General features: G+C 45.8%; 26 protein-coding genes. 10 read left to right on the top strand and 16 right to left on the bottom strand.

The window, feature by feature from the left end; translation table 11 throughout:
* Positions 1-4: 4 nt before the first annotated feature.
* Both AZI86_RS18805 and AZI86_RS18800 read right to left on the bottom strand, forming a co-directional pair.
* Positions 5-622: a hypothetical protein gene (locus AZI86_RS18805; protein ID WP_061836856.1), complete on the bottom strand. Its 618-nt coding sequence runs from the start codon at positions 620-622 to the stop codon at positions 5-7.
* A complete protein-coding gene (locus AZI86_RS18800) occupies positions 609-1,781 on the bottom strand; it encodes a hypothetical protein (protein ID WP_253716029.1) in 1,173 nt (390 codons plus the stop codon). The genes AZI86_RS18805 and AZI86_RS18800 overlap by 14 nt, the downstream gene beginning before the upstream one ends.
* Before the next feature lie 108 nt (positions 1,782-1,889).
* On the opposite strand from AZI86_RS18800, the gene folE reads away from it, so the two are divergent.
* Positions 1,890-2,594, top strand: a complete 705-nt coding sequence (folE, locus tag AZI86_RS18795) for a GTP cyclohydrolase I FolE (protein ID WP_081112001.1) — start codon at positions 1,890-1,892, stop codon at positions 2,592-2,594.
* 9 nt (positions 2,595-2,603) lie between these two features.
* Here the strand turns inward: folE and pepN are convergent, their stop codons facing one another.
* Positions 2,604-5,222: an aminopeptidase N gene (gene pepN / locus AZI86_RS18790; protein ID WP_061836855.1), complete on the bottom strand. Its 2,619-nt coding sequence runs from the start codon at positions 5,220-5,222 to the stop codon at positions 2,604-2,606.
* Between the two features lie 28 nt (positions 5,223-5,250).
* Here pepN and AZI86_RS18785 point away from each other — a divergent pair, with 28 nt between their 5' ends.
* Complete coding sequence (locus AZI86_RS18785; RefSeq protein ID WP_061836853.1) at positions 5,251-5,607, top strand: VOC family protein; 357 nt, start codon at positions 5,251-5,253, stop codon at positions 5,605-5,607.
* Here the strand turns inward: AZI86_RS18785 and AZI86_RS18780 are convergent.
* Positions 5,594-6,685 carry an alkaline phosphatase D family protein gene (locus tag AZI86_RS18780; RefSeq protein ID WP_061836851.1) on the bottom strand — a complete coding sequence of 364 codons (1,092 nt, stop codon included), beginning with the start codon at positions 6,683-6,685 and terminating at the stop codon, positions 5,594-5,596. The genes AZI86_RS18785 and AZI86_RS18780 overlap by 14 nt on opposite strands.
* A gap of 108 nt (positions 6,686-6,793) precedes the next feature.
* Here AZI86_RS18780 and AZI86_RS18775 point away from each other — a divergent pair, with 108 nt between their 5' ends.
* Positions 6,794-7,321: a hypothetical protein gene (locus AZI86_RS18775; protein ID WP_061836849.1), complete on the top strand. Its 528-nt coding sequence runs from the start codon at positions 6,794-6,796 to the stop codon at positions 7,319-7,321.
* Here AZI86_RS18775 and AZI86_RS18770 read toward each other — a convergent pair whose 3' ends face one another.
* Together AZI86_RS18770 and AZI86_RS18765 are read right to left on the bottom strand one after the other, a co-directional pair.
* Positions 7,322-8,128 (bottom strand): hypothetical protein, encoded by an 807-nt coding sequence (locus AZI86_RS18770; protein WP_061836847.1) that lies wholly within the window; start codon positions 8,126-8,128, stop codon positions 7,322-7,324.
* Positions 8,129-8,150: 22 nt separating this feature from the next.
* Positions 8,151-9,071: a LysR family transcriptional regulator gene (locus AZI86_RS18765; protein WP_061836846.1), complete on the bottom strand. Its 921-nt coding sequence runs from the start codon at positions 9,069-9,071 to the stop codon at positions 8,151-8,153.
* Between the two features lie 98 nt (positions 9,072-9,169).
* Here AZI86_RS18765 and AZI86_RS18760 point away from each other — a divergent pair, with 98 nt between their 5' ends.
* From AZI86_RS18760 to AZI86_RS18750, 3 genes are all read left to right on the top strand, one after another.
* Positions 9,170-10,087, top strand: a complete 918-nt coding sequence (locus AZI86_RS18760) for an NAD(P)/FAD-dependent oxidoreductase (RefSeq protein WP_061836845.1) — start codon at positions 9,170-9,172, stop codon at positions 10,085-10,087.
* A gap of 143 nt (positions 10,088-10,230) precedes the next feature.
* A complete protein-coding gene (locus tag AZI86_RS18755; protein ID WP_061836843.1) occupies positions 10,231-10,668 on the top strand; it encodes a hypothetical protein in 438 nt (145 codons plus the stop codon).
* Complete coding sequence (locus AZI86_RS18750; RefSeq protein WP_061836841.1) at positions 10,669-11,487, top strand: hypothetical protein; 819 nt, start codon at positions 10,669-10,671, stop codon at positions 11,485-11,487. It abuts the gene before it with no gap.
* An 18-nt stretch (positions 11,488-11,505) separates the two neighbouring features.
* Here the strand turns inward: AZI86_RS18750 and AZI86_RS18745 are convergent, their stop codons facing one another.
* Together AZI86_RS18745 and AZI86_RS18740 are read right to left on the bottom strand one after the other, a co-directional pair.
* A complete protein-coding gene (locus AZI86_RS18745; RefSeq protein WP_061836839.1) occupies positions 11,506-12,057 on the bottom strand; it encodes a GNAT family N-acetyltransferase in 552 nt (183 codons plus the stop codon).
* A gap of 106 nt (positions 12,058-12,163) precedes the next feature.
* On the bottom strand, positions 12,164-13,330 hold the full coding sequence (locus tag AZI86_RS18740) for a bifunctional 2-methylcitrate synthase/citrate synthase (protein ID WP_061836837.1): 1,167 nt from the start codon (positions 13,328-13,330) through the stop codon (positions 12,164-12,166).
* A gap of 66 nt (positions 13,331-13,396) precedes the next feature.
* Here AZI86_RS18740 and AZI86_RS18735 point away from each other — a divergent pair, with 66 nt between their 5' ends.
* Positions 13,397-14,650 carry a hypothetical protein gene (locus AZI86_RS18735; RefSeq protein WP_157684778.1) on the top strand — a complete coding sequence of 418 codons (1,254 nt, stop codon included), beginning with the start codon at positions 13,397-13,399 and terminating at the stop codon, positions 14,648-14,650.
* 33 nt (positions 14,651-14,683) lie between these two features.
* Entirely contained in the window at positions 14,684-15,988 is a 1,305-nt protein-coding gene (locus AZI86_RS18730) for a ferric iron reductase (RefSeq protein WP_061836834.1), read from the top strand.
* Here AZI86_RS18730 and AZI86_RS18725 read toward each other — a convergent pair.
* Positions 15,981-16,655 carry a type 1 glutamine amidotransferase gene (locus AZI86_RS18725; RefSeq protein ID WP_061836833.1) on the bottom strand — a complete coding sequence of 225 codons (675 nt, stop codon included), beginning with the start codon at positions 16,653-16,655 and terminating at the stop codon, positions 15,981-15,983. The two genes, AZI86_RS18730 and AZI86_RS18725, sit on opposite strands and share 8 nt — an antisense overlap.
* A gap of 167 nt (positions 16,656-16,822) precedes the next feature.
* Between AZI86_RS18725 and AZI86_RS18720 the strand changes: the two genes are divergently transcribed.
* A complete protein-coding gene (locus tag AZI86_RS18720; protein WP_061836832.1) occupies positions 16,823-17,296 on the top strand; it encodes a hypothetical protein in 474 nt (157 codons plus the stop codon).
* Here the strand turns inward: AZI86_RS18720 and AZI86_RS18715 are convergent.
* The 6 genes from AZI86_RS18715 to ahpC all read right to left on the bottom strand — a co-directional run bounded on the left by AZI86_RS18715 (position 17,293) and on the right by ahpC (position 23,041).
* Positions 17,293-18,312 carry a lipoate--protein ligase gene (locus tag AZI86_RS18715; RefSeq protein ID WP_061836830.1) on the bottom strand — a complete coding sequence of 340 codons (1,020 nt, stop codon included), beginning with the start codon at positions 18,310-18,312 and terminating at the stop codon, positions 17,293-17,295. The two genes, AZI86_RS18720 and AZI86_RS18715, sit on opposite strands and share 4 nt — an antisense overlap.
* A gap of 43 nt (positions 18,313-18,355) precedes the next feature.
* Positions 18,356-19,258, bottom strand: a complete 903-nt coding sequence (gene prpB / locus AZI86_RS18710) for a methylisocitrate lyase (RefSeq protein WP_061836829.1) — start codon at positions 19,256-19,258, stop codon at positions 18,356-18,358.
* A 121-nt stretch (positions 19,259-19,379) separates the two neighbouring features.
* Positions 19,380-19,691 (bottom strand): helix-turn-helix transcriptional regulator, encoded by a 312-nt coding sequence (locus AZI86_RS19305; protein ID WP_157684777.1) that lies wholly within the window; start codon positions 19,689-19,691, stop codon positions 19,380-19,382.
* 286 nt (positions 19,692-19,977) lie between these two features.
* Positions 19,978-20,487 carry a CPBP family intramembrane glutamic endopeptidase gene (locus AZI86_RS18700; RefSeq protein WP_157684776.1) on the bottom strand — a complete coding sequence of 170 codons (510 nt, stop codon included), beginning with the start codon at positions 20,485-20,487 and terminating at the stop codon, positions 19,978-19,980.
* 323 nt (positions 20,488-20,810) lie between these two features.
* On the bottom strand, positions 20,811-22,376 hold the full coding sequence (ahpF, locus tag AZI86_RS18695; RefSeq protein WP_061836825.1) for an alkyl hydroperoxide reductase subunit F: 1,566 nt from the start codon (positions 22,374-22,376) through the stop codon (positions 20,811-20,813).
* 98 nt (positions 22,377-22,474) lie between these two features.
* Entirely contained in the window at positions 22,475-23,041 is a 567-nt protein-coding gene (ahpC, locus tag AZI86_RS18690; RefSeq protein ID WP_061836823.1) for an alkyl hydroperoxide reductase subunit C, read from the bottom strand.
* A gap of 167 nt (positions 23,042-23,208) precedes the next feature.
* Here ahpC and AZI86_RS18685 point away from each other — a divergent pair, with 167 nt between their 5' ends.
* Entirely contained in the window at positions 23,209-24,168 is a 960-nt protein-coding gene (locus AZI86_RS18685) for a LysR substrate-binding domain-containing protein (protein WP_253716028.1), read from the top strand.
* Between the two features lie 70 nt (positions 24,169-24,238).
* Here the strand turns inward: AZI86_RS18685 and AZI86_RS18680 are convergent, their stop codons facing one another.
* The gene (locus tag AZI86_RS18680) at positions 24,239-24,784 is read right to left on the bottom strand and encodes a GNAT family N-acetyltransferase (RefSeq protein ID WP_061836821.1); all 546 of its coding nucleotides are present in this window, start codon (positions 24,782-24,784) and stop codon (positions 24,239-24,241) included.
* Between the last annotated feature and the right edge of the window lie 122 nt (positions 24,785-24,906).

The following is a 24,906-nucleotide window of genomic DNA, read 5'->3' as shown; positions in this document are numbered from 1 at the left end:
GTCTTTAGAAGCGGTAGTTCACGCCCAGCTTCCACATGGTAGCGCCCTCGGCCAGAGGGCCTACGCCTTGATACAGATCCCATTTGTTAAAAATTCGAAGATTGATATCTGCCAGGATCGTCGCATTGATATTGCGACCAGCATCGATCGTCGTTCCGGATTCCACGGGCCAATCAATGATTCGCGAAAACACCAAGGCGCTGGTGCCTAGGGCAATGCGTTCGCTCATGCGGTAAAATACGCGCGGGGAGACGCCAAAAACCGAATAGTTCACTTTGCTTTTAAGGTAGGTGATGGTCGTGCTATTGCCACCACCATTGGCTTGGCCCACGCCGCCAAATAAACCGACAGAATAACCCCAGCGTTTGAGGTTAAACTCTTTTTGCACGGTCACAATGAAGCTGTTGTAGTTCGCATAATCGGTGTCAGAAGTAATGCCTTGTCGTAACTTGAGTTTGTCGTTCCAAGAAAGCGAAGAAATGCTTAAGCCCCAGTTAGAAGAATTCTTTTTAAGTTCGGGATGAATTTCTTCAGCCGCGCTACTGCTGGAACCTTCTTGAGCCCAGCTTGGCAGAGCGAACAAAAAAACGAAGATCAGTGAAAGTACTTTAGTAAGAGACATGGACCTGTCCTTGCAATGCCCACGCGTCAGGAACGCCGGCAGTTTCAGTGTATGTCTTAGCATTCGTCGCCATGGCGCGAAATTCAATGCGTGGCAACGGAAAGAATAAAAATCCCGCACTGAGGCGCATGGATTCAGGGGAGGGCTCTTTGATGGTGTTCTTAGAATGCTCAAAGATCGTTAAGAAATTATACCCGCGACGCAAGTTCAACAGTGTTTCAACCCACGCATAACTTCCTAACTCGGGATCGCTGTTGGTTGAAAGGTCTTTTTTCTGTTTAAGTCCGGCTTCGGCAATAATCGAAGACCCTTTCGATAATCCAATGCGCATCGTTCCCGCCACTAAGTTCCACTCGGTGGAATCATTTTTTGAACTTAAGACCGATCCACCCACTTTGAGGCCTTCATGAACTTGGTATTCACCCACGGCGGAAAAACCTTTTTGGCGAACGGGTTCATCTTCGGCTTGGTTGCCGGTAAAATAGTTAAAGGCGATATCCCAATCTGGATAGGTCACGTGCAAGATAGCTCCCAACGATTGATCGTATTGACCTAAGGTGATCGCGCGACGATTCACGGCCGTGTGATCAATATTGCGAATCCCATAGGCCTTATCCATTTGACCTATGTACAACCAATAGTTGTTGCTCATTTTAATCCGCGCATAGTACTCACGCGCAAACCATGTGTTGGTTTTGCCGAAATAAGGTTCTTGTCCCGTGTACGAGATGGTCGAAACCAAGGCGTATTTCTGTTTTTTATCCGCAAAGGCCGTAATATTGACGTCATTTTGCATGTTGATAAAACGCTCGGTCGTGGCTTGAGAGCCCGGATCCATTTTTAACCAAAGGCCACGATACTTAAGGCCGGGACGAATCCACCAAGGTAATTGCGTGCTGCCTAGAAAACCGGATTGTGCGCCAATTTCTTCTTCGTCTTTAGAGGCTGAAAATACATCTCGCGCGGTGATTTCGGTGGCAAACAGGGCCCGGCCGTAATCATTTAAAGCCCCACCACCTAGGCTGTTGTAATGGCAAGTCACGCAGGAAGAGTAGCCGTACCCGATGAAATCGGGATAAGCATGAGCTGCGGGAGATGAAAAGAGACCGATCGAACCGACCAGCAACGCGAGTAGGATGGAGAATTGATTATTTTTCACACCTAAATTCTAAGGAAGGGTCGGGAAGAAGCAAATTATTTCGAAAATACATGATGCGGCACTCAAGAATTTAGGGCATAAGAAGGCTCTTAAAGAGGACCTGGGAAGATGGCAAAAAAGAAGAATCAAAAAGCAGAAAAAACGACTTCAAAAAAGACCGCCGTGGAGACCTTAGAGATCCCGGTTTCTGTTAAAAAAATCCTTCAAAATGTTCGACCGACTCCGACCATTGAAAATGGTCTGACCAATGAGGAAAAAATCGAACAAATCACCACCAAGTTTACTGAAATCATGGAAATCCTGGGGTTAGATCTTGAGGATGACTCTTTAAACCAAACGCCTCATCGCGTGGCTAAAATGTATGTGAACGAAGTATTCAGCGGTTTGGATCCTAAGAAATTTCCGAAAATGACCGTCATCGACAATAAAATGAAATACGATCAAATGATCGTGGTGCAAAAGATCAGCTGTCTATCGTTCTGTGAGCATCATTTCTTACCGATTGATGGTTTTGCAACGGTGGCTTACATCCCCAATGAAAAAGTGATCGGTTTATCTAAAATCAATCGTATCGTGCAGTATTTCGGCCGTCGTCCTCAAGTGCAAGAGCGTTTAACCAAACAAATCGCGGACAGCCTTCAGTACATTTTAGGAACTGAGCACGTGGCTGTTCATATCAACGCCAAGCACTATTGCGTGGTCATGCGCGGGATCGAGGACACAACCAGCATCACCGGCACTGCCGACTTGCGGGGGCATTTTAAAAGCCGTCAGGAAACTCGCGAAGAGTTCCTGCACCATTGCCGTTCTTAGGCTCTTTTTTTAAAGAGCCGACTGTAAAAGCTCGCGCGAATTTTTTGACAACGTCTCAACGGCCACGATGCGTTTGATTTCACTCAAGGCACGGTCCTTCATCGCGGGCTCTAACTTTTGCACAAAGTTAAAAGCGGCACAAAGACGAGAAGCCACCTGAGGATTTTTCGCATCGATCTCAATAATGCAATCAGCGTAAAATTTGAAAGCATCGGTTTGGGGATCGTTAAAACGAATCAAGTTTGAACCAAAAGCTCTTAACAAAGAATACACATTGTTAGGATTGGTGATGTTAAACGCGGGGTGTTTGGTCAAAGCTTTGACCTCATCCAGGGTATGAGGACGTAAGGATGTCGCTTGCACGGTGAACCACTTGTTTAGCACCACCGAATCATTTTTCCATTCTTGATAAAAGTGATCTAAAGCCTTGGTTCTTTCTGGTGAATCCAGCTCCGCTAAGATCGCCATCGCAGCCATACGATCCGTTAAATTTTCGGCTTTCCAGTATTGTTCTGAAGCGAGTTTTAAAATCTCGGGATCTTTAGTTTCTGCCAAATATCCTAAAGCCATATTTTTTAAACGACGGTGCGCGCCAACTTTAGAGTCATGGTTCTTCGTTTCAACGCCATGGTATTGACGATAGGTATCCAGCAAGGCTTGACGGCATTCCTTGGCGATCGCCGTTCTAAAGGCATTGCGAGCCGCATAAAAGGCATTGGCATCTAGGACAGCTTCTTTTTGAGCCAAGACGTGCAAGCTTGGAAGCTGCAACATTTTAGCTTTAAAAGCGGGTGACGCCTTAGTATCAAGTAAAAGTGCATTTAAGGCTTTTAAGAAGCGCGGCTCTACCGTTAAAGCTTCTTTTTTACGAGCTTTAGCAATCAAGTCGCTGTAAATATCCGACGCTAATTTTTGCGCCATCTCTCGACGGTTGAAAGAATCGGGATCTTTTTCAACTAAGAAGTACAAGTCATCTGCGGCCGCGGCCCACTGTAAAGTGACCGGCGCAGAAAACTCGCGCAAAATAGAAAGCACGGGTTTTTCATTCATACCAGTAAAAGTATAAACTTCGCGTGCTTCCCTAAGCTCGATGATGTATTTGCCGTCAGAGTTCGTATGAACACCCTTGGCATTTAAAGGCAGCTCTTTACCTTGTTTATCGAGTAACGCCACCATCAAAGGAATGTGGAAAGGTTCTTTGGTGGGCTGGCCCGGGGTTGGCGCGCAAGATTGCTCTAATGTCAGCGTGTACTCTTTTTTGCTGGCATCATAAGCCTCTTGAACTTTCACGGTCGGGGTTCCGGCTTGGCTGTACCAGCGGCGGAACTGGGTGAAGTCTTTGCCGTTGGGTTCTGAGATGGCCGCGGCAAAATCTTCGGTTGTGACTGCTTGGCCATCATGACGGCGGAAGTATTCATCCATTCCTTTGCGGAAGCCTTTTCGGCCCACAATGGTTTGCATCATGCGAATGACTTCAGCGCCTTTTTCGTAAATCGTCGAAGTAAAGAAATTATCCACCGACATACAAGAGTCAGGGCGAACGGGATGAGCATTCGTGCCGGCGTCTTCCGCAAATTGAGCGGCACGCAAGCCATCGACGTCATCAATACGTTGGGTGCCACGATCTGTCATATCGCCAGAGAATTCTTGATCACGGAAAACAGTCAGACCTTCTTTGAGGGATAACTGAAACCAATCCCGCAACGTCACGCGGTTGCCCGTCCAGTTATGGAAATACTCATGAGCGACCACCGATTCAATCGAGAAAAAGTCCGTGTCCGTCGCCGAAGCCGTGTCAGCTAAAACCAAGCGAGAGTTAAAGATGTTAAGACCCTTGTTTTCCATCGCACCAGCGTTGAAGTCATCAATCGCCACAATCATGTAGTCATTCAGATCGTACTCTAAGCCAAAAGCCTCTTCATCCCACTTCATGGATTTTTTTAAAGACTCCATGGCGTGGTGACAGCGATCTTGTTTCCCGTGGGCGGCATAAACTTCTAAGTTTACTTTGCGACCGCTGCGAGTGGTGAAGGTGTCGCGAATCACGCCAAGATCTCCGGCTACCAGGGCAAAAAGATAGCACGGTTTTTTATGTGGATCTTTCCAGTAGGCTTTGTGACGGCCGTTCCCCAAGTCTTCCACTTTGAGGCGGTCGCCGTTAGAAAGGAGTACGGGGTACTTGGTTTTGTCGGCCTCAATAGTGACGCTGTAAGAAGTCATGACATCCGGACGGTCCCAGAAGTAGGTGATGGTGCGGAAGCTTTGCGCCTCACACTGAGTACAAAAGATGCCGTTGGATTTATAAAGGCCCTCTAGCGCTGTGTTGTTTTGGGGTTGAAGCTCTGTCTCAATTTCTAAAGTGAATTGGTCGGGGACGTCTTTCACCATAAGTTCTTCAGAAGTCAGCTCATATTGTGAAGAATCTAGGGCTTTTCCATCGACTTTGATCGAGATTAATTTGGGTCCTTCACCATTCAAAAGCAGCGGGGCGCCCGGCGTTGTCTTACGAACCTGGCTTTGAGAGATCACTCGACAAAAGTCTTCGTTTAAAATGAAGTCGAGGTTCACATTGTCGACCGTAAAATCTGGAGATTTATAGTCTTTCAGGAAAATTTTTTCTTGTTTCATAGGACCCCGCTTTGGATAATGGACTCAAATGAGTTTGCTGATCACTTCTATCACATTAAATACTTCCCAGCTACAGAACATGCTGGTTTTTTATCAAATTATCGGCTTCCAATTTACGTCTACGAAAGTCGATAAGGGAAGTGAGATGCAGCGCGCCCTTCATAATGGTGTTGAGTTTACATTATACGCGAATAAAAACGTAGAAGCCTCGCGTGTACCTAGTTTGCAATTGGGTTTCAAGGTAACGAATCTTGTCGAGACGGTTGAAAAAATTAAGGCTGTACCGGGGGCGATGTGCATTCTTGATCCAACAGATATGCCGGACGGATTTAAGGCCATCGTGCTTGATCCCGATGGCCATGCTATTGAGCTTATCGAAATTTAAATTCGATTTTATTGGCAGGCACCAGGCCTGTGCCGAAAATCTCAAATTTCACAAGTTTGCGACTCCAATCGATATTGGCTAAGCCGAAGTTTTCTTTATTATACGCAGCACCAATGTAATGACTATCGGTATCTGGAAAATCATGCGGACGATTGATGGAGCTGGCCGTGATATCGTAAAGATCGCCTAAGCCTTTTAAAGAGATTTTCGAGATGCTCGCACTATGTCGATCACCACTCAGAATCACCGCATTGCGGGCGCGGGTTTTCTTAAGCAAATCAAAAAGTTTTTGGCGCTCCTTAGGAAAGTTCGCCCACTTTTCAAAAGGGGGCTCATCGGCAATCACTTGTATACTGCTAACAATCAGACGCAAATCCGCGGGGCGTTTTAGTTGGGCTTCCAGCCACTCCCACTGGGCTTCACCTAAGAGGGTGCCGTCTTGATTGGCTTCATAGCCACCGGGTTTGCCGTTGACCGAAGGAAGTTCTTTTAAAGGACTGCGGTAAGAGCGCGTGTCGAGCATAATGATTTGCACGGTGCGCTTTTTAGGACCGATGATTTTAGCGTGATAGATGCCTTTTTGCTCTAACGGAATCGTGTTCTTGGCATAGAGCCAGTAATTCATAAAATCTTTGCGGGCCGAGGCTTGACCCGCCCAATCCGCACCGCCATCGCGTTGTCCATAATCGTGATCATCCCACGTCGCTAAGAACGGAACTTTTTCGCGGATCGCGCGGTATTCGGGGATCAAGTCAAGTTTGCGGTATTGATCCGCAATAGGTTGTTGCGAGGGGCTAGAGGCATAGACATTGTCGCCCATAAACAAAAACAAATCGGGTTGCGTGCTTAAGACATCTTTCCACAGTGGTTGCGGTTGATCTTGGTTGGCGCACGAACCGAAAGCGATTTTGGTGAGGTCATCGTTGTAATCAATCCCCCGCGTGGGAATATTGGAAACATAGTTGGTCACCGGCGATGACGAATTGGGTGCGTGGGCCGAGCCTAAAGAGTTTGTATTCGCAGAATGCGAGCAAGAGGTGGTTAAAAGAACAAGTGCTAATAATATCGAATATTTCATCAAAAAGTCCTTTTCTGCTTGGGCTGATTTCAATCGAGGAGGGAGGGATTGTCCAACATTTTTTGTCTCAAAATAAAACAGGCACGCAGATTGTAATAACCCTGAAGTATGAAGAGAAAATACCAAGCTTACTTTGCTGCCCTAGTTATTGTTGTTTCTGTTGTCGCATTATTTGGGTTTAGACCTAAAAATCCCGAAATGAGACAGCCACAAGTTGGCGCCCCTGTGCATCCAGCTAACAAGCGTTTTGTCTTTCAGAAAAACATTCTGGAAGCCAAGCAAAGTGCGGAGCGATTGGATGAGCAAGCGCGTGGACTTTTAGAGGCCTCGGCCATGAGCTATGTGGAGCGTTGGTATAAATCGGTAGACCTAAAATCTATGGAATCTCGTTACGCTCAAGATGTAAATCGTCATGTTTTGGCGATGGCTCAAGTGATGAAGTTGCGTCGTGAAAATGGCGGCAAGTTGCGTGGATTGCATGAATTTGATTTTCAAAACCTTTTGCGCAAAAGTGATTACGTGCTGTCCTTGAATGTGACATCACCGCATCTTAAAAAAGTGGCGCCCCATTTAATGAGCTTTTATAAGCTTGAAAGAAAAGTGACGAGTCTTCGTCCCTTGGTGGCGGCCAACTAATTACTGACTGTAACCTTGCGCATCCGCCAACACCTGACTGCCCCACATCACGGTCGTGCCGTTGGTAATAAATTGCGCGACAAAGCTCTGTAGGCCCGAAGCCCCTTCATTTTGCCAGTACATCACACAATTTGTATTCGTGGTATGTGCGCCGTGGGCGGTGTCTTGATGACTGCTGACCATCGGCACGCCATTGTTCACAAAACCTAGCGCATGACCCATTTCATGCACCAAGGTGCTTTGTTCGACATACTTCGGAACGGGGCCCGCGGGGTTGGCCCCCGTACTTTCTACGACATCCTTAAATATCGCAATAATCGGGGTGCCGGTCAGGCTCACGCCGATGACCGACGTGCTTGCACCTGAGCCGGAATTGTAATAGCCATTTAAGAAATACAAATAAAAATGCGCTTCAGTCGCGGTGGAATCCGTGTGTGCCGTTTGGTTGTGAAGGGCGACGATCTCTGTTCCTAGCCATGATGATTTGGCGTTATTAGAAAGAGCCGTCATTGAGCCCAATGCCTTCGGAACGACGACGACCGGAGCCGAACTGCGGTATTTAAATATCTCGTTGAGATTGTCTTCTAAAATATCCCAATAATTAAGTCCGCCGGCAGTAGATCCGGTAAAAGGTTCTGCGCCGGGTTCGTAGTAGACATCGACCACAATTTTTTGCGTAGACTTAAAATAAAGCGAGGGTTTTGAATAGGGGAAGCTGGTCGTTGTCCCACCACCATCTCCACCGCCATTGCAGCCGAATAAAAAGATCGAAAAAATGAAAGCCGAAGAGCGAAGCATTTTTAGCATATGTTCTATTTTAGAAAGCTTTCTAACTTCTGACAATAGCATCAGTCACGCACTCTAAAGATTTAGACCGGGTGGCTTGGGATTCCAGAGTAAAACTGAGGAAACTGGCCAAGGCGGCCTTATCGTTATCTGGGCTCCAATAGACCGAGACGGGTAAAAAGAAGTTTTTAACAGGCACAAATACGGTGTCATCGGGGGCGATATTCTGGGTGCCAGCGAGACTTAAAGAGATTCCTCGCCCGGTGGCGACTAAGATGGGGCACACTTCCCGGGGGTTTTTCATGTAAACCTTGGGCTTAAATCCGGCTTGTTCAAAAACTTGCGTGAAACTTTCATAAATCACTCGCGCTTCGTCGCGGGGGTGCAAAATGAAAGTCTCATTTTTAAGTTCTTTAAAATCCAGTTCTTTCTTTTTTGCCAAGGCATGTTTGCGAGGAAGTAAAACACCCAACTTATGATCTTTCACGAGTTCGTTTTTAAGGCTCACGTGTTGGTCCGTGCCCTCTAAAAAGGCGACGTCGAAGTCTCCGGAATACAGACCTTTTAAAATTTCTTTTTCCGACTCTTGGGCGAGTTCAAACTTAATTTTAGGAAAGCGTTCCTGAAAGGCATCAATAATTCGGGGAAGCTTTGCCAAAAAAGCGGCCGTGGAAAATCCGATTCGCAAGTCCCCCGATTTGATTTTTCCGATCTGCTTGATTTCCGATTCGATGCGCTCCATGGATTGAAAGATCTCGCGGGCTTGCTTTAGTAGATAAATTCCTGAAGCCGTCAATGTCACCTGACGGGTGGTGCGTTCAAAAAGGCTGGTGCCTAGCTCTTCTTCTAAGGCGGCAATAAGACGGGTCAGGGGAGGTTGGGACATCCCTAAGATTTCTGCACTTTTGCGAAAATTAAGTTCTTCGGCGACGACGATAAAGGCTTTAAGCTTTTGTAAGTCCATGTATTATTGATACCATAAAGGTATCAATAAGTCCACAAATCAGAAATTATCATTTCGCCCTGAGCGGCTTATAATCAAACCAAGGATGTGAGGTCTTTATGAAGTTTGATTATGACGTTTTAATCGTGGGTGGTGGTCCTGCGGGCTTAAGTGCGGCTTTAAATTTAGCGCGCATGCAAAGAAAAGTGATTCTATGCGATGACGCCAGGCCCAGAAATGCCCCCTCGTCCCACTTAAATTCTTTCCCCACCCGAGACGGCATTCATCCGCAAGAATGGCGCAAGCTTGCCATGGCGGACATTGAAAAATACAGAACTACGGAGTTTTTTTCAGGATCAGTGAAAAGCATCGAAAAACAATCGGCGGGATTTCGGGCCGAGCTTTCCTCTAGTAAATACGTTCATGTTCGCAAAGTGATTTTGGCGGAAGGTATTCAAGATCGTCACCCCGATATTCCGGGACTTAAAGATCTGTGGGGGAAGTCCGTCTTTCACTGTCCCTTTTGTCATGGGTATGAAGTGCGCGATAAAAAATTAGCCCTTTTGTCGGATGCTACTTTTGCCGCCCACATGGTGCCCATGATTCGCGGGCTTTCTAAAGATTTGGTGTTATTAACAAACGGCGCTGAAAATCTTGATCCGGAGTTTATTCGGCATTTAGAAAAAAACACAGTGCCCTGGATTTCAAAAAAAATCACTCACCTGGAGTCTGTGGGAGAACAGTTAAGGTCCGTTCACTTTGTCGACGGAGAAAAAATAAATTTAGAAGGCATTTTTATGACGCCGGTATTGCCGTTCCAAATAAAATCTTCCTTAGGAACTTCTTTAGGATGTGAGTTGAATGAAATGGGTCTTTATAAAATCGGCATGAAGTATGAGACTTCGGTGCCCGGGGTCTATGCTGCCGGTGATAGCTCCACTATGATGCATTCAGTTTTAATGGCCAGTGCTGCGGGCAGCATGGCCGGGGCGGCTGCCGTCCATGAGATTTTGGCGGAAGACTTCGCGAGGAAATGAGCAGGAATTAGACGTTTTGAGTAAATAGTTCAGGCGATTTTTAAAATGTTCGCTAGCGAACGCGATTTAAAGCGTCCCCTGTTTTTTTAATAGAAGGTCACGGAAACCCCATGGCATAACCCTCCCATACACAGGAGAATTCCATGACAAAGTTCCTTTTAGCTTTTGCGACTTTAAGTCTTTCTTTTGCGGCTCAAGCGAGCCAAACAACTGTAAAAACCGCTTACACTTGTGAACAAGATGATGGTGATATCTGGTATTCCATCGGGCTGGTGCCTTCGCTAGCGCCTTCAAAATTCAATACCGTGGTTGTGCTTAACAACGAAGACGACGGCACGAAAACACGTCTTGACGATTCTGCGGCGACTTTGAAGTCTAATGGCAGCGGCGTGATCGTTTTCAATAAAGACGCTTCTATCAAACTTGTAATGGACGGAAAAGAAAACGGCGCTTCGGGGACATTGACTATTTTGGCTGATGGTCCGGGTGATATTGAAACTGCGGTTATCTGTTATAAAAACTCAGAAATCACTTACGATTCTAACTCGAGCGCAGAACCACGCATCTCTGTCGGCAACTAAGTGGACGTCGAAAAACTGCTGAATGAGACGGATCCCAGAAGCTTTCTGCGATCCGCTTTAAAAATTCAAAAATCGGGGGCGAAGCCCATCAGTGTCGCGGAATTTTCACGGCACTGTGGTTTTAGCTCTCGCAGTTTTCTTTCCGAATACCTGTCTGGAAAAAAGAAGCTTTCTAAAGAAAGTCTTCGTTCTATTCGCCATGCTCTTAATATTCCCAAGATGGCGCAAGAGTACTTTGCACTGTTGGTCGGCCAAGAGCAGCCCGAACTGAGCCCTTTATCTCAAGATAAAATCGCGGTTGAAATTCTGCGTCTCAGAAAATCCTTTAAAACGGGAAATCGGACACCTAGAACGCTGGGCCCCTTGTTGGGAAAGGTTGTTTCTAAGAAAAAATGTTTCTTGGTTTATGCTTCCTTGGGTGATCAAGAGCAGGGGGCTTCGTTAGAGGATATCTTGAAACGAAGTAAACTTTCAAAAGTGGAAGCGCTAAGAAATATCGAGATCCTAGAAACCTCAGGGCTAGTCACCGAAAAAAAAGGACGCTATTTTGCTAATGAGACTGCGGTGGACATGCTCAATTTTACGGGCAAAGAACTGGGCACGTTAGTGGGCGAATTGGGACGAGAAATTGCCACCAGCCCGGCTGAGTTCACAGACAATCCTAACAATCTTGTTTTGTATTCAGTGTTTTCCGTTGAAACTCGTCAATTGGCCGCGTTCAAAGAACGACTGCGCGATGCCGTTTATAAAGTGATGGATGAATTCCAAAGCGAAAACGGGAACTCCACCCAGCAAGTTTTTATCTGCTCTAAAAACTGATGGTTTCTAAGGGTAAAGTCACCGTAACAGCTTTCCGTATAGAACCGAATCCACAAAGCGGCCATTTTCGATATAGTCCTGCGCAAACAGTCCTTCGCGTTTAAAACCATTGCGTTCGGCGACCTTCATCGAGGCCACATTATCCTGAGTCGTGCTGATAATGGCCTTGTTAAAACCAAGACGTTTCATTTCTGCTAATAACAGCTGCAAGGCTTCGCTGGCGTATCCTTTTCCATACTCGGCGGTTTCAAGCGCGTATCCGACCTCGGCTTTATGATCAAGGTAGGAGATCGTATGCACGTGGGCGGACCCAATGGCTTTGTCTCCAAGAAAAATTAAATAATGAATGTCTTTTGATTCCATAGTGACAGGTTTAACCACATATTGCTCAACCTCTTCCAAAGTTTTAACCCAAGGATAAATCCGACCGCCCAAGGCATGATCACGTTGGATGTAGTCAAAAACTTGCTGCGAGTACAACGGGGAGGCATGGGCCATCTTGATGCGCGGACCTTCAAGGAGTGAATTGAAAGGCTTTTTTTCTAAGTCGCCTAGTTTTTCAGAATTCATATTTCTTTCTCTTTAAAAACAAAACCCCAGAAATTTAAACCTTAAAAGGCTTAAATCCTGGGGTTGATATTCATTTTTCTATCTAAAAGCCGAAGCCCTTAAATAATTATTTACGTTCGCTGATCGGAGTCACTTTACGTTGAGGTGAACCCACGTACTCACTCAAAGGACGAATGATACGGTTGTTCGCCGCTTGCTCCATAATGTGCGCGGACCAACCCGTAGTACGCGCCATCACGAAGATCGGTGTAAAGAAGTCGATCTCAAAGCCCATCATGTAGTAAGCCGGGCCTGCCGGGAAATCGAGGTTTGGATAGATTTTCTTTTTCTCTACCATCACTTTTTCCAAGCTGTTGTACATTTTCATCCATTTTTGATCGCCGATAACGTCGGCCATGACTTGGGCGTATTTTTTCATTGTCGGTACGCGAGAGTCGCCAGACTTATACACGCGGTGACCAAAACCCATGACTTTTTTCTTTTGCGCCAAGGCATCGATCATCCACTGTTCGGCTTTAGCCGGATCCGCGATTTCGATCATCATGTGCATGACTTGTTCGTTCGCTCCACCGTGCAAAGGTCCCTTCAGGGCGCCGATACCCGCTACGGTCGCAGAATAAAGATCCGATTGAGTTGAAGTCACCACACGTGCGGTGAACGTCGAAGCATTGAAGCTGTGTTCCGCGTAAAGGATCAAAGAAACGTCGAAAGCTTTAACCACTTCTTTAGCGGGCACTTTACCAAAGCACATGTGGAAGAAGTTTTCCGCGATAGATAAATCTGCTTTCGGAGGAATGAAATCCAAACCTTTTTTGAAGCGGTAATCCGCCGCCACCATCGTTGGAATTTTTGCTAGCAATTGGATGGCTTTGTCCATATCTGTTGCAGGCGTTGAATCCCAGATACGCGCATCTTCACAACCTTGGAAAGAAACGGCCGTGCGAATAGAATCCATCGGATGGCATTTTTGCGGAAGAGCTTTGATCACGTTCAACAAAGTCGTCGAAATCTCGCGATAGCCGCGCTCTTTTTTTGTGAAGTCGGCAAGTTGAGACGCATTTGGCAATTCGCCGTTGTACATCAAGTAAGCCACTTCTTCGAACGAGCAGTTTTCTGCTAAATCTTGAACGGGGTAACCACGGTAAACCAAGGAGTTGGTTTCTGCATTTACTTTAGATACTGAAGACGTGTCGATCACCGCACCTTCAAGACCTTTTTTCACATTCATCTTTTCCGGTTCTGGAACGTAATCTGGATTAATATATTCAGCCATAAATTCTCCACAAAGATCATGCTCCGTGATCCCATATTTGGGCGGCGCATTAAGTTAATTAAAGTAATGGCTCAAGCTAACTCCGCCTCCGAACCCGGTCAAAACCTTTCGGCACCATTTCTGCATCGTACCGCCACGTGCAATCACTTGGAGCTAGGTATGTTACGTCGGTACGTCATTATATGTCTGATCTTTAGTCAGTTTCTGTCTTCGGCCTCACACGCCGGGGTTCTGGCGGATGATCTCTATTGGTATAAGTCGTCCTTAGGCTTTTCTAACATCACAAAAAAGGGTGTTGAGTCCTATTTAAATCCTTTTAAAGGGCCGGCAGAGTTCCGTTTGGCCGAAAAAAATGCTCCTTGGGCAGGCAATTACTTTCCTATGTATCAGGGGGGAATTGCTCAGCGTTGGACTGAATCTAAGCATCCAGGCACAGTCTTAAATAAGAATTCATATATGAAATTAACGCCTGAGGAGCGGCAAAAATTGTCGCCTGTCGAAAAATATGACGTCCTTTTAGGCCTCTATGATTTTCGTACGACGGATCACGAAATGAACTTTCGCGGTCCTTTAAGACAAGGGGCCAAGATTCAAGATTGGGAAGGTTTTTGTAACGGTGTTCGTTGCGCGGGGATTATGTTAGCCGAACCTCAGTTTGCGGTAGAACGCACCAATCCGGCGGGAGAAAAAGTGGTTTTCCAACCCGCGGATTTAAAGGCTTTAGCTGGGGCCAGCTATTTTTATACTCAAGAGTACGCGCAGATTGGCTCGCCTTCACGCAAAGGCCGTTCGCAAAATCAACCCAATGCCGCGGTGTTTGACCTGGTTTTACGTTACGGTTTAGCCGTCAATAAAAAGCCTTTCATTATTGATTCCCACCTGGGATCAGAAATCTGGAATGAAACTGTGGTCGGTTATAAGCGCACGCTAAGTGACAAGAAAAAACTGACACCCACCGAACGAGAGGCTTATCCCGACGCGATTGAAAAAGTCGATGTCAGTTTTGTTTTAGAAACCTTGGGGGAAGTAGACATCAAACAGAGCAATCGTCCGACGAAGGCTCAAGTGGCGAATGGTTCATTGCTGCAAACCCTAGAGGGTCGGTACACCTTGTATCTGGATCGCGATGGACGGGCCATCGAAGGCAAATGGAAAAAGAACGCGGGCGTGCGGGGAGTTGATTTTGCTTGGTTTGTCGGTGGTAAAGGAGCGGATAAACTTCATGCCGATAAGGGCGGGAACCCGCATTTAGAGTTCGGTGTGATCAAAGATTTGATCAACGAATCCGCCCATCCGTCGTGCAATAAGATTTTTCAATAGTTTTTAGTAGATGTAATCGTGGAAGGACAATTAATGAGACATTTACGTTCTATTCTGGCTTTAGGGTTTGTGTTTTTGCAGCTATGGTCGCTGGCGGCCCAAGCTATTTCCGATGAAATGCAAAGACTGGTGACGTATGAGACGAAATCCAATGCGGTGGCGGCTCGTTCAAATCAAAAGATTATGTTGGAACACTTTGAAATTCCGTTAGAGCTGGTTGAAGCCAATGTGGCCTTGCGTGCACCTCCGCAATTTGTGCAGTCGATGATTTTTGAGCGCAATGGGAAAAAGTATGTCCGTTGGATTTTAAATCCTGAAGACACCAAATGGCATAAAGAAGTTCAGAAGTTCTTAAGGCAAAACGGCATTCCCGCAATACGTTATAAATATTTTGAGGGTTATCAAACGGCTTCTCGCAGCTATATTGCCGTAGATCCTCATAATGGCGCGGAGTTTTCCATCAAGGGATCTACCGATAATACCGGTGGCTATTGGGCCGATAAAAAACAGACTTGGGATGATGCTAAGCAAATCCGTAAGATCACGGATTTCGTGGCCGAGTCTTTAAAAAATCAACCGGCGTTGCAAAACATCGTTCTATTAGATGAAACGATGGCCTTTGGTATCAAGGGTTTGGATCAAGGTTTGGTCATTCGTTCTTACGACAGTCTTTCTAATTCTGGTAAAACCTACGTGCCGGGTTTTTCCATCATGCATGATGAAACGGGTCGCAAGATCGCTAAACTGAATGGTTCTGATGATCCTGGGACTTACTGGAATGAACACTATAACAAGCCTTTAGCGAAAGCCTTGGCGGAGTTTATGGCGTTAACCGGAATGGTTTACGATTCTCCGCACTCGCAAAACTTTTTAGTCGAGCTTGATGCGAATATGCGCCCCACCGGTAAGATCGCTTTACGCGATTTTGGTGATGCATTTTTGTTAGAAAACTATTTTGAAGCTATTGGTCGTAAGGACATCACTCGCGTCTGGGAAAAAGACAATGTTCTTAAAGACCGCTTAAGAGTTTCCGTTGGAATTTTACAAGGAAACAAAGAGCCCTCGTGGCTGACGTTGGCGGACGTTTCGCCTTCGAACAATAGTTATACCCAGTGGGGTCAAGACTTCCATGTGACCTTTAAGAATGAGTTTGAAAGACAGACGGGTATCAGAATGCAAACGTCCCCGATCACCCCAGGAGCTGAGAACCCAAAATACATTGGTCGTACCTATTTCTTTAATACGGTCTCGGGCCTAGAATTTTTGAATTTGGCTAAAAAAGGTCTTACGCGCGATCACTTGATGATTCGTTCGTGCACGCGCGTGTTTGCTATGTAGTTTCAAACCAAGAATCTAGTTTTTGAAAAAACCAGTCTTGCATGGGTTTTCGTAAAGAGATGCTTTCGAGCATCTCTTTTTTATTTTGCACAATCCCGGTAAAACTGCGCCCGTCTTCGACAGAGTCTGAGCATTCTTCAACCCATTTTTCGGTGGCTTCCGGATGGAATTGAGTCGCCATAATATTATTCCCAAACGTAAAAGCTTGGTTGGGACAGAAATCATTGGTGGCTAAAAGCTCCGCCCCCGGGGGCAAATCAAAAGTGCACTGATGCCAGTGAAAAACGTGGAGTGTTTTTTGCGGATTTTCGTCTAACAGTTGCACCGGCACAAAGCCGATTTCCCATTTGTGGTAAGGATAAGAGCGACCTCCCAGAACTTCCGCTAAAAGCTGGCTGCCCAGACACAACCCAAAGATCGGTTTTTTGGCGGCGATGCATTCTTTCAGAAATGATTTTTCGGTTTTAAGCCAAGGATGCTTGTCTTCTTCAAACGTATCCATGGTCCCGCCGCAGATCACCAGAGCTTTAAACTGCGCAGGAGGGAAGGGGGGCGGGGTTTGGTCCACGCGCCACACATACGTGCTAAGGCCGCGTTGCTTTGCCCATTCAAGGGTGCTTCCTGGGGGCGTATCGTCTTCATGTTGAATAATAAGGAGATCAAGCATGGGTTGGATATACCGCTTGGCCCCCGGGAATGGCTAACAATTTTTGCGCGAGAAAGCTCATTTTTATCCTATTTTCCTTCTGTAAACGGCCCTCGCTGAGCTTAGAGCCAAAATGGCCGGTACACTTCGTGCTTAGTAAGGCGTGGATTAAAAACTTTGGAGGATTTATGAAGACGACTCTTTTGGTTCTTTCGGTCACTTTCTTGGGCGCCCTTGCTCAAGCGAAAACAACGACTTATCAAGGTGTGGTGACCTCACGCCAGCAATGTAAGGATTCGGGCGGTGTATTTGCGACCGACACGGCTTGCAGCAAAATTGCTTTTACGAATAAGTCCTGCAAAATCACTTTGAATATGGACGGACGTCGTATCAACAAAGTGGTTGTGGATGTTCCTGAAATCAAGGCGCAAAAAGAATCCTTCTTTGCCACAATGTCGGGCTCTGCCAGTGGTCCTTGGTTTTATGATTCAACGAAAACAGTTTATTCAATCAAGTTGAACAGTTCTTCTTCTGTAGAACTTAAATTGACGGCGGATTCAGATGTTTTGCTTGGTGCCAATGTTTATACCGACCACAAAAATGTCGGTAATAAGGTGGCTTACAAGCAGTACTCTTGTGCAAACTTAAAAGCAATTCGCTAAATTTCAATATTTTTTAAAAGCCACTGTCCCAACTCAGAAACACCCGCGATCAAATCCGGGTGTTTTGTTTTTGCGGCCTCGATCGCGGCCTTCACCGAATCACCACGATAAGGCTGTCCTTTAAGGCGGGTCGTCAGTTCATCCACCAAAGAAGGGTACAGGCAATCTGTATAGATATGCACATCTTTGATAACGCCGTCTTCGACTTTGAATTGAAAATCAAAAAATCCCAATGAAAGATATTCATCCATCTTGTGGGTGAACTCTAAAGTGTTCCCGTAAAGCCATTCCCAAGAGCTTAATTGGTCGTAGTGACCTTTAAGTTCGGCATTCTTATTCACAGTGGCTAACGAAAGCATTTCGATATCGGCTTTGCCGTCATAAAACCTTTCAAACGCGGGCACCATGTATTCGACGATGTGTTTAGCTTCGATGCCGGGACGAACTTCATTTAAGTTTGCCACCCTTGCGCGCACCGACTCTTTGCCTTTGGCTTGCAGCTTTTTAGGGTTTGGGGTCAGGTAGTTCCCTAATCTAGTTAAATCGGCGTGGAGTAATAGGGTGCCGTGATGAAAAGCACGATCCTTTTTTTCGCGATAAGCACTGCCGCTAAATTTTCTGGGGCCGTCGGGGAAGGGGATCAGCAAATCATTACGCCCCGAAGCTTCGCCCGTAATACCCAGCTCTTTCAGGGCATTAAAAATGATTTGCACATTGTTTTCGCGCTTATATTCTTCGCGTGGGGATAAAAAGGTAAAGCAGATGTTGCCCAAATCATGAAAGACCGCGCCGCCACCGGTTTTACGCCGGGCCAGGTGGACTTTATCTTCTTTCATTTTCGCCAGATTGCATTCATTCCAAGGATTCTGGTTGCGCCCGATGACGACAGTTTCTTCATTCTGCCACAAAAACAAAACTTGCTGGGAAGGATCCAGGTTATCAAAGATCCACTCTTCTGTCGCAATATTGAGATGCGGATTTTTACTTTCAGAAAGAAAAACTTTTAACTTCTTCATCGGTGCCAGGTCCCGTTTACGTAAGCACAGCGTTAAGCTGCGCTTACTCTCTTACTTTAAAATTAAAGATGCTGGAATCAAAAGAGTTGTACTCGTCATAACGAGTCAGCGCATACAAATCCTTACGATGTTGCATGCGATCTAAAAGACCTTCTTGCGTGCCTTTTGCTTTGATATCAGCCAAACCATGAATAGTCGCGCCCATGGCTAAACGGAATGTGGTCACGGGATAGATCACGATGTTGTAACCAAGATTTGAAAGCTCTTGATACGTGTACAGGCGGCCTTTGCCGAACTCGGTCATATTTGCTAGCAACGGAACGCTGACGGCTTTACGGAAAGTTTCAAATTCTTTTTCGTTCTCGAGAGCTTCGGTGAAAATGCAATCAGCACCAGCGTCGATGTAAGCTTTGGCTCTGTCGATGGCTTTATCTAGACCTTCCACCGCGCGTGCATCGGTGCGCGCGATTAAAAGGAAATTCTCATCCATTTTTTTACCGCGAGCGGCGGCAGCGACTTTTCTGGTGGCTTCTGCTGCAGTGACCAGACCTTTGCCATCAAGGTGACCACAACGTTTTGGATTGATTTGATCTTCGATATGGCAACCCGCGAGGCCCATTTCGATCATCTCTTGCACCGTGCGGGTCGCGCTCATGGGTTCACCAAATCCGGTGTCGATATCAATGATGGTCGGAAGTTTTGTGGTGCGAGAAATTTGACGGCCCCGTTGGGCGACTTCAGTCAAAGATGTCAAACCGATGTCGGGATATCCTAGGTCATTAGAAAGAACGGATCCTGAAATGTAAACTCCGTCAAAACCCTGGCGTTCGATTTCCATGCTGACCAGGGGCGACCATGAGCCAGGAAACTGCAAAAGCTTGCCCGATTTCAAAGCGTCGCGAAAATTTTTACGTTTTTGTGCGGGAGTTAATTCAGGGAATAGCATCTTTCCTCCAGAGGTATTTAGGTGCCCACGAGTATACCCCAGAAACGAGGTAAAGGGTATCTGCTTCCAGCGGCAGAGTCTGAGGAAAGCTCCTAAAAGAAACGATGCGTTGAGCTGTGAGCTAGCTCACCTTCTTAAGTTCGACCTGATAGGGGAGTTTGGCGGCTCTTAATAGGTCCTGAAGGGCGAGTTGAATCATTGTGGATTCAGGAGCTTTAATGATTTTAGCAAACTTACCAGCGCGTTCAGGGCTGACCAGTCGTCGGCCTTTTTCGATATCGCAAAGGTGCGCGCGAGAGATTTTCAGTTTTTGCGCCAATTGTTGTTGAGATATTTCCTGAGCTTCACGCAAGGAGCGAATCAATAGACCTAAGGTCATAGGTCCAAATTCAGAGGCTAAAGTTTCGATCCCGACAAATTTTTTTGTAGTCATATGTTTATTCACCTCTAGCACTTGCAAAAACTCGAGTGTGCCGTCGCTTCGTTCGATATAACCGCCCGGTTGACGACCGTTTTCATATTGTACCCCAATTAAGGGTACAAAGACAAATACCAATATAATTATGATGTAGGAAATCCATTTAAGGATTTGCCTTATTAAGGTCTGTTCCTCGCCTGGCATTCTAATAACCGCTATTTGAGTTATGGCCGGATTCGAAAATCGGAAGTTAAGATTTCACCACCGCATCGGTTCTGCGCGGCGTTGTCGTGAGCGGGTTTTAGAGCAGAGAGTACAGGAGAAATCCCATCCCGATATTGGCGACAAAGTGAGCCAGCCACGGATAGGTCAAAGATCCGGTTTTAAAGCGAAGAAGGCCCATTATAAATGCGAAAGCTCCAGCTAAAAGCGCACCCGACAAACCAAATGGAAATCCTTTATAGTGTAAAAACATGAAGCCGGTGGATTGCATCACATTGGCGATCCAAAATGACTTTGGCATCATAATGTTCAACGCAAGACCTCGAAAAATAAACTCTTCAGCGAAAGAGTTAAGTACGGCAAAAATTAAAATCATGCCTGTGACCTCAATCAAGGGAGTTCCATTTGGAACTTTAAATGGAATCTGTTCCATGGAAGGAGCGGTGAAGTGAACCCAAGCAGCCACCGTGCCGAATGATAATAAACCCAACAAAATAGCTATCATCGCAGGGCGGATTTTAAACTCAATCAAGCCGTACCATTTTGTGTCTTGGGCTCGCCATAAAAGAACTGCGGTTGTTAACGTCATAAAAACACTAGGCAGGGGCCATAAGTCTCTAAGGAATGCGATTTGGGTCAGTAAAAGAACTCCAAACGTGCAGGCCGCTAGGCTCAGATGGGTTTTCAATTTTCTAATTGCGAAAACCACAAGACAGATGCCAATCAAAATAATCGGAACGAGTTTGCTTTCCAGAAAACTCTGAGAGCCATATGCAAGGATGTTTAAGGCTGTAAGCCAAACCATGGTGCCTCGTTTTTACCTGATGCTATCGAGGGAAGTACCGGCTGTAAAATAAAAAAGCCGTCGGGAGGGACCGACGGCTTAACAACAACGTTCATTCTAAGGAACAACTAAGCGTGATACATACGATCTTCAAAGGCCGCCAAAGCGGCTTTCGCACCTTCACCAATCGCGATCACGATTTGCTTATAAGGTGTCGTTGTAACGTCACCCGCGGCGTAAATACCCTTTTCGGAAGTACGACCTTTTTCGTCGACTTTGATTTCACCAAATTTGGTCAACTCCACAGTTTCTTTTAAGAAGCTGCTATTCGGAACAAGACCGATTTGCACAAAGATGCCGTCCAAAGTGAAAAGCTCGGTTTTATCCGACTGACGATCCACGTATTCTAAGGCCGTCACCTTGGCACCATCGCCAATGATTTTTGAAGTCTTCGCACCCGTGATGATCGTCGCGTTTGGCAACGATTTAAGTTTATCCACCAAGATCTGATCGGCTTTTAAGTTGTCGTTGTATTCAAACAACGTCACTTTGCCGACGATGCCCGCCAAATCAATCGCCGCTTCCACGCCCGAGTTTCCGCCACCGATCACCGCGACGGATTTACCTTTGTAAAATGGTCCGTCACAGTGAGGGCAGTAGGCGACACCACGGCCTAAGTATTCTTTTTCGCCTTCAATGCCGAGTTCGCGCCATTTTGCGCCGGTCGCCACGATAATAGAGTCTGCCGTTAAGTGTTCACCACTTTCAAGCTCAATACGTTTCGGGGCGCCTTGCACGATTTTTTTCACCCGACGGTTTTCTAAAACTTTGATCGGGTAAGAAGCCACGTGCTGATTTAATTGCGCCGCTAATTGAGGACCTTCGGTGTAAACAACCGAAACCAAATTCTCAATACCTTTAGTTTCTTTCACCTGACCGCCAATAGCGTCAGTGATCATCGCGGTGGAAAGACCTTTACGAACGGTGTAAATCGCCGCCGAAGCTCCCGCCGGACCACCACCGATCACGAGCACATCCATATGTCCTAAGTTTTGGTTCACAGGCTCTGCGGGCGCGGCATTGGCGTCTTTACCGAAAACTTCTTCAAGCTTAGTGATCAAATCAAGCAAGCTGCTGCGGCCTGAGTGAATCATTTTCGAATCAACAACCAATGACGGGACACCTTGGATGCCCAGGGATGAAATTTCATCGGGTACGTAACCGCCGTCGGTGATCGTGTGTTTAAACGAACCGTGAATGATCGCGATTTGATTTAAAGCTTGAACCACGTCCGGACAGTTTTCACAGGTTAAAGAGATATAGCTGGTTAAAGCGATATTCTTTTTAAGGCCTTTGATACGAGCCGCAAGGGAGGCGTCGGGCATTTTGCCTTTGCCGTCGGAATTCAAAATAGCCACTATCAGCGTGGTAAATTCATGACCGCCCGGAATGGCGCGGAAAGTGATGCCGGTGTCTTTACCGTGGGCAAAAATACTAAATTGAGGCGAAGTCACCTGAGCCATGCCGGTCGCGGCACGAGCTTTGATTTTGGAAGATGTACTGGCAACTTCTTCAAGCATCTCAACCAAATCTTTTTGATCGGCGTGAGAGCTAGGAGCATAGACGAGTTCAACTTCATTTTCGAGTTTTTGGAAGACAGTCGATAACTGTTCCTTCATTTGAGGATCTAACATTGAAGAACTCCTTACTTAAAAAATTCAAAACTAACTTAACTTACTTACACAAAGGGCCGCGGAGTGACCGCAGCCCTCTTGAAATTTAAAACCTAAAACTAGATTTTTCCTACTAGATCAAGACCTGGTTTCAAAGTCTTGTCGCCTGGTTGCCATTTAGCAGGGCACACTTCATTTGGATGAGAAGCTGTGTATTGAGCCGCGTGAACTTTACGAAGAAGTTCGTCCGCGTTACGACCGATGCCGTTGTCATTCACTTCAGCCAATTTGATTTTACCTTCTGGATTGATCAAGAAAGTACCGCGGTAAGCAAGACCTTCTTCTTCAATGTAAACTCCGAAGAATTTTGCTAAGTGACCAGTTGGGTCCGCAAGCATGGGGTAATTGATTTTTTTGATGGTATCAGAAGTGTCATGCCATGCTTTGTGCGTGAAGTGAGTGTCTGTAGAAACAGAGTAAACTTCAACGCCCGCTTTTTGGAAAGCCGCATATTTGTCAGCCATGTCACCTAGTTCAGTAGGGCACACGAAAGTGAAGTCAGCGGGATAGAAAAAGAATACGGACCATTTTCCTTGCAAGTCTTTTTGTGTGATCGTGCGGAACTCACCTTTGTGATAAGCTTGAGCAGAAAAGTCAGTCACTTTTGAATTGATCAATGTCGCCATTATGTCTCCTATATGTTGGCAGTTATCGATAGGTTGAGCCTAGACGATTGACAAATATTAGTAAAATTGATATTTTTAAAAAGGCGATAGATTTCCTTTATCGTGATGCCGTGGGCTAAATCTATCCTCATGCGCCTCGGAAAACGCCCCTCAAAGGAGCCTAAAAAATGATCAATCCTAAAATGAACTTTTCTTTAACGCAGCTGGAATATGTCCTGACCGTCAATAAATACGGGCATTTCGGGAAGGCGGCCGAGGCGTGCAACGTGACCCAGCCTACGTTAAGCATGCAGATCCAAAAACTAGAAGAAGATCTGGGGGTGATCATTTTTGATCGCTCCAAAAAGCCTATCCTTTTGACGGAGGTCGGCAAAAAACTGGTAGATCAGATTCAAGCCGTGCTTTTCGAGGCCAAAAAAATCGGCAATATCGTGCAAGCGCAAAGTATGAGCGCGCAAAAAGGGGAGCTTGTTTTGGGCGTCATCCCCACGATTGCACCTTATTTATTGCCCAAACTTTTACCGGTCTTGGAGCAAAAATTCCCCGCGATTGAATTAAAGATTATGGAATTGCAAACCCACGGAATCATCGAGGCACTAGATAACGACGAAATCGATGTCGGAATTTTGGCAACCCCGATTCATAAATCAAAAATTCATGAAATGGCTTTGTACTATGAGCCTTTTAGCGTGCTTTGCCAAAAAGATCATGAATACGCCGATCATAAAAAAATCAAATACAGCAGTCTGAAGATGGAAGACGTGTGGTTGTTAGAAGAAGGTCATTGCTTGCGCAATCAGGTGATGGATATTTGTGCCACAAAAAAACAAAAAAACACCCATCGTCGTTATCAGTTTGAAAGTGGCAATTTGGAAACGCTAAAAAATCTTGTCGATCAATACGGCGGTTATACTTTATTGCCTGCCTTAGCCACGGAAAGTATTGGTGATGGAACTAAGTTGGTTCCTTTTGAACGTCCGATTCCGGCTCGTGAAATCGGGCTCGTATATCGTCGCGAACATTATAAGAATGAACTGATCGAGGCCTTGGCCGATTCAATTATGGACAGCATCCCAGAAGAGATTCGTAAGATCCGTCCTAAGGATTTAGACGTTTTGCCGATTTAAACTAAAAGCCGCTCGCAAGAGCGGCTTTTAGTTTAAAGATCCAAAGCCTTTTTGATCTCTTCATCCGGCATTAAATCGCCGTGCGATAGATCATCATTTTTCGGCGCAGGGGATTGGTCAAATAAGTCAAATGCACCAAGGTCCCAAACATATCGCTGACTTCCAACGCGGAAATCACAAAGCCGGCTTTTAATTTCGGAATAATAACCGGATTGTTCGTGGCATTGTGGCGGCTATAAATTTTTTGAAAACCTTTTTCGGTCAGCACGCGAATAGTTTCTTCTAACATTTTTGAATAAAGACCCAAGCGACGATGTTCCGGCAAAATCGCCGAATTGCGCATGTAAAAAGCTTCAGCAGAGTGTTGATCTCCGCTGCACCATCCGACAAATTCGTTTTTATAAAAAAGCGCTAAGTTGAGTTCGAAGCCACCTTTATAAGGTTGAGCCAGATCTCGAAATTTCATCTTTTCGTCGTCAGAAAGAAAGCGATGATAACGAAAGATCTGAGAGTGCTCAAAAACCTTTTCCGCATGCAAATTGTACAGAGGCGTAAACTCAGCGTCGCTCAGCGAACGAATTTCATAACCTTCAGGTAGTTGAACTGCGGTATTCATTTAAAATTCCTTTAAACATATAAAAAGCATATTACAGAACTAGCTATTAGAAAAAAAAGTAAAAAATTTTTTAGAGTGAAAAGTAACGAAATTCAGCACGAGCTTGCTGGAAGAGGGAGCTT

Source organism: Bdellovibrio bacteriovorus, assembly GCF_001592735.1.
Classification (GTDB): Bacteria; Bdellovibrionota; Bdellovibrionia; order Bdellovibrionales; family Bdellovibrionaceae; genus Bdellovibrio; species Bdellovibrio bacteriovorus_D.
This window is presented reverse-complemented; position numbering and strand designations above follow the sequence as displayed.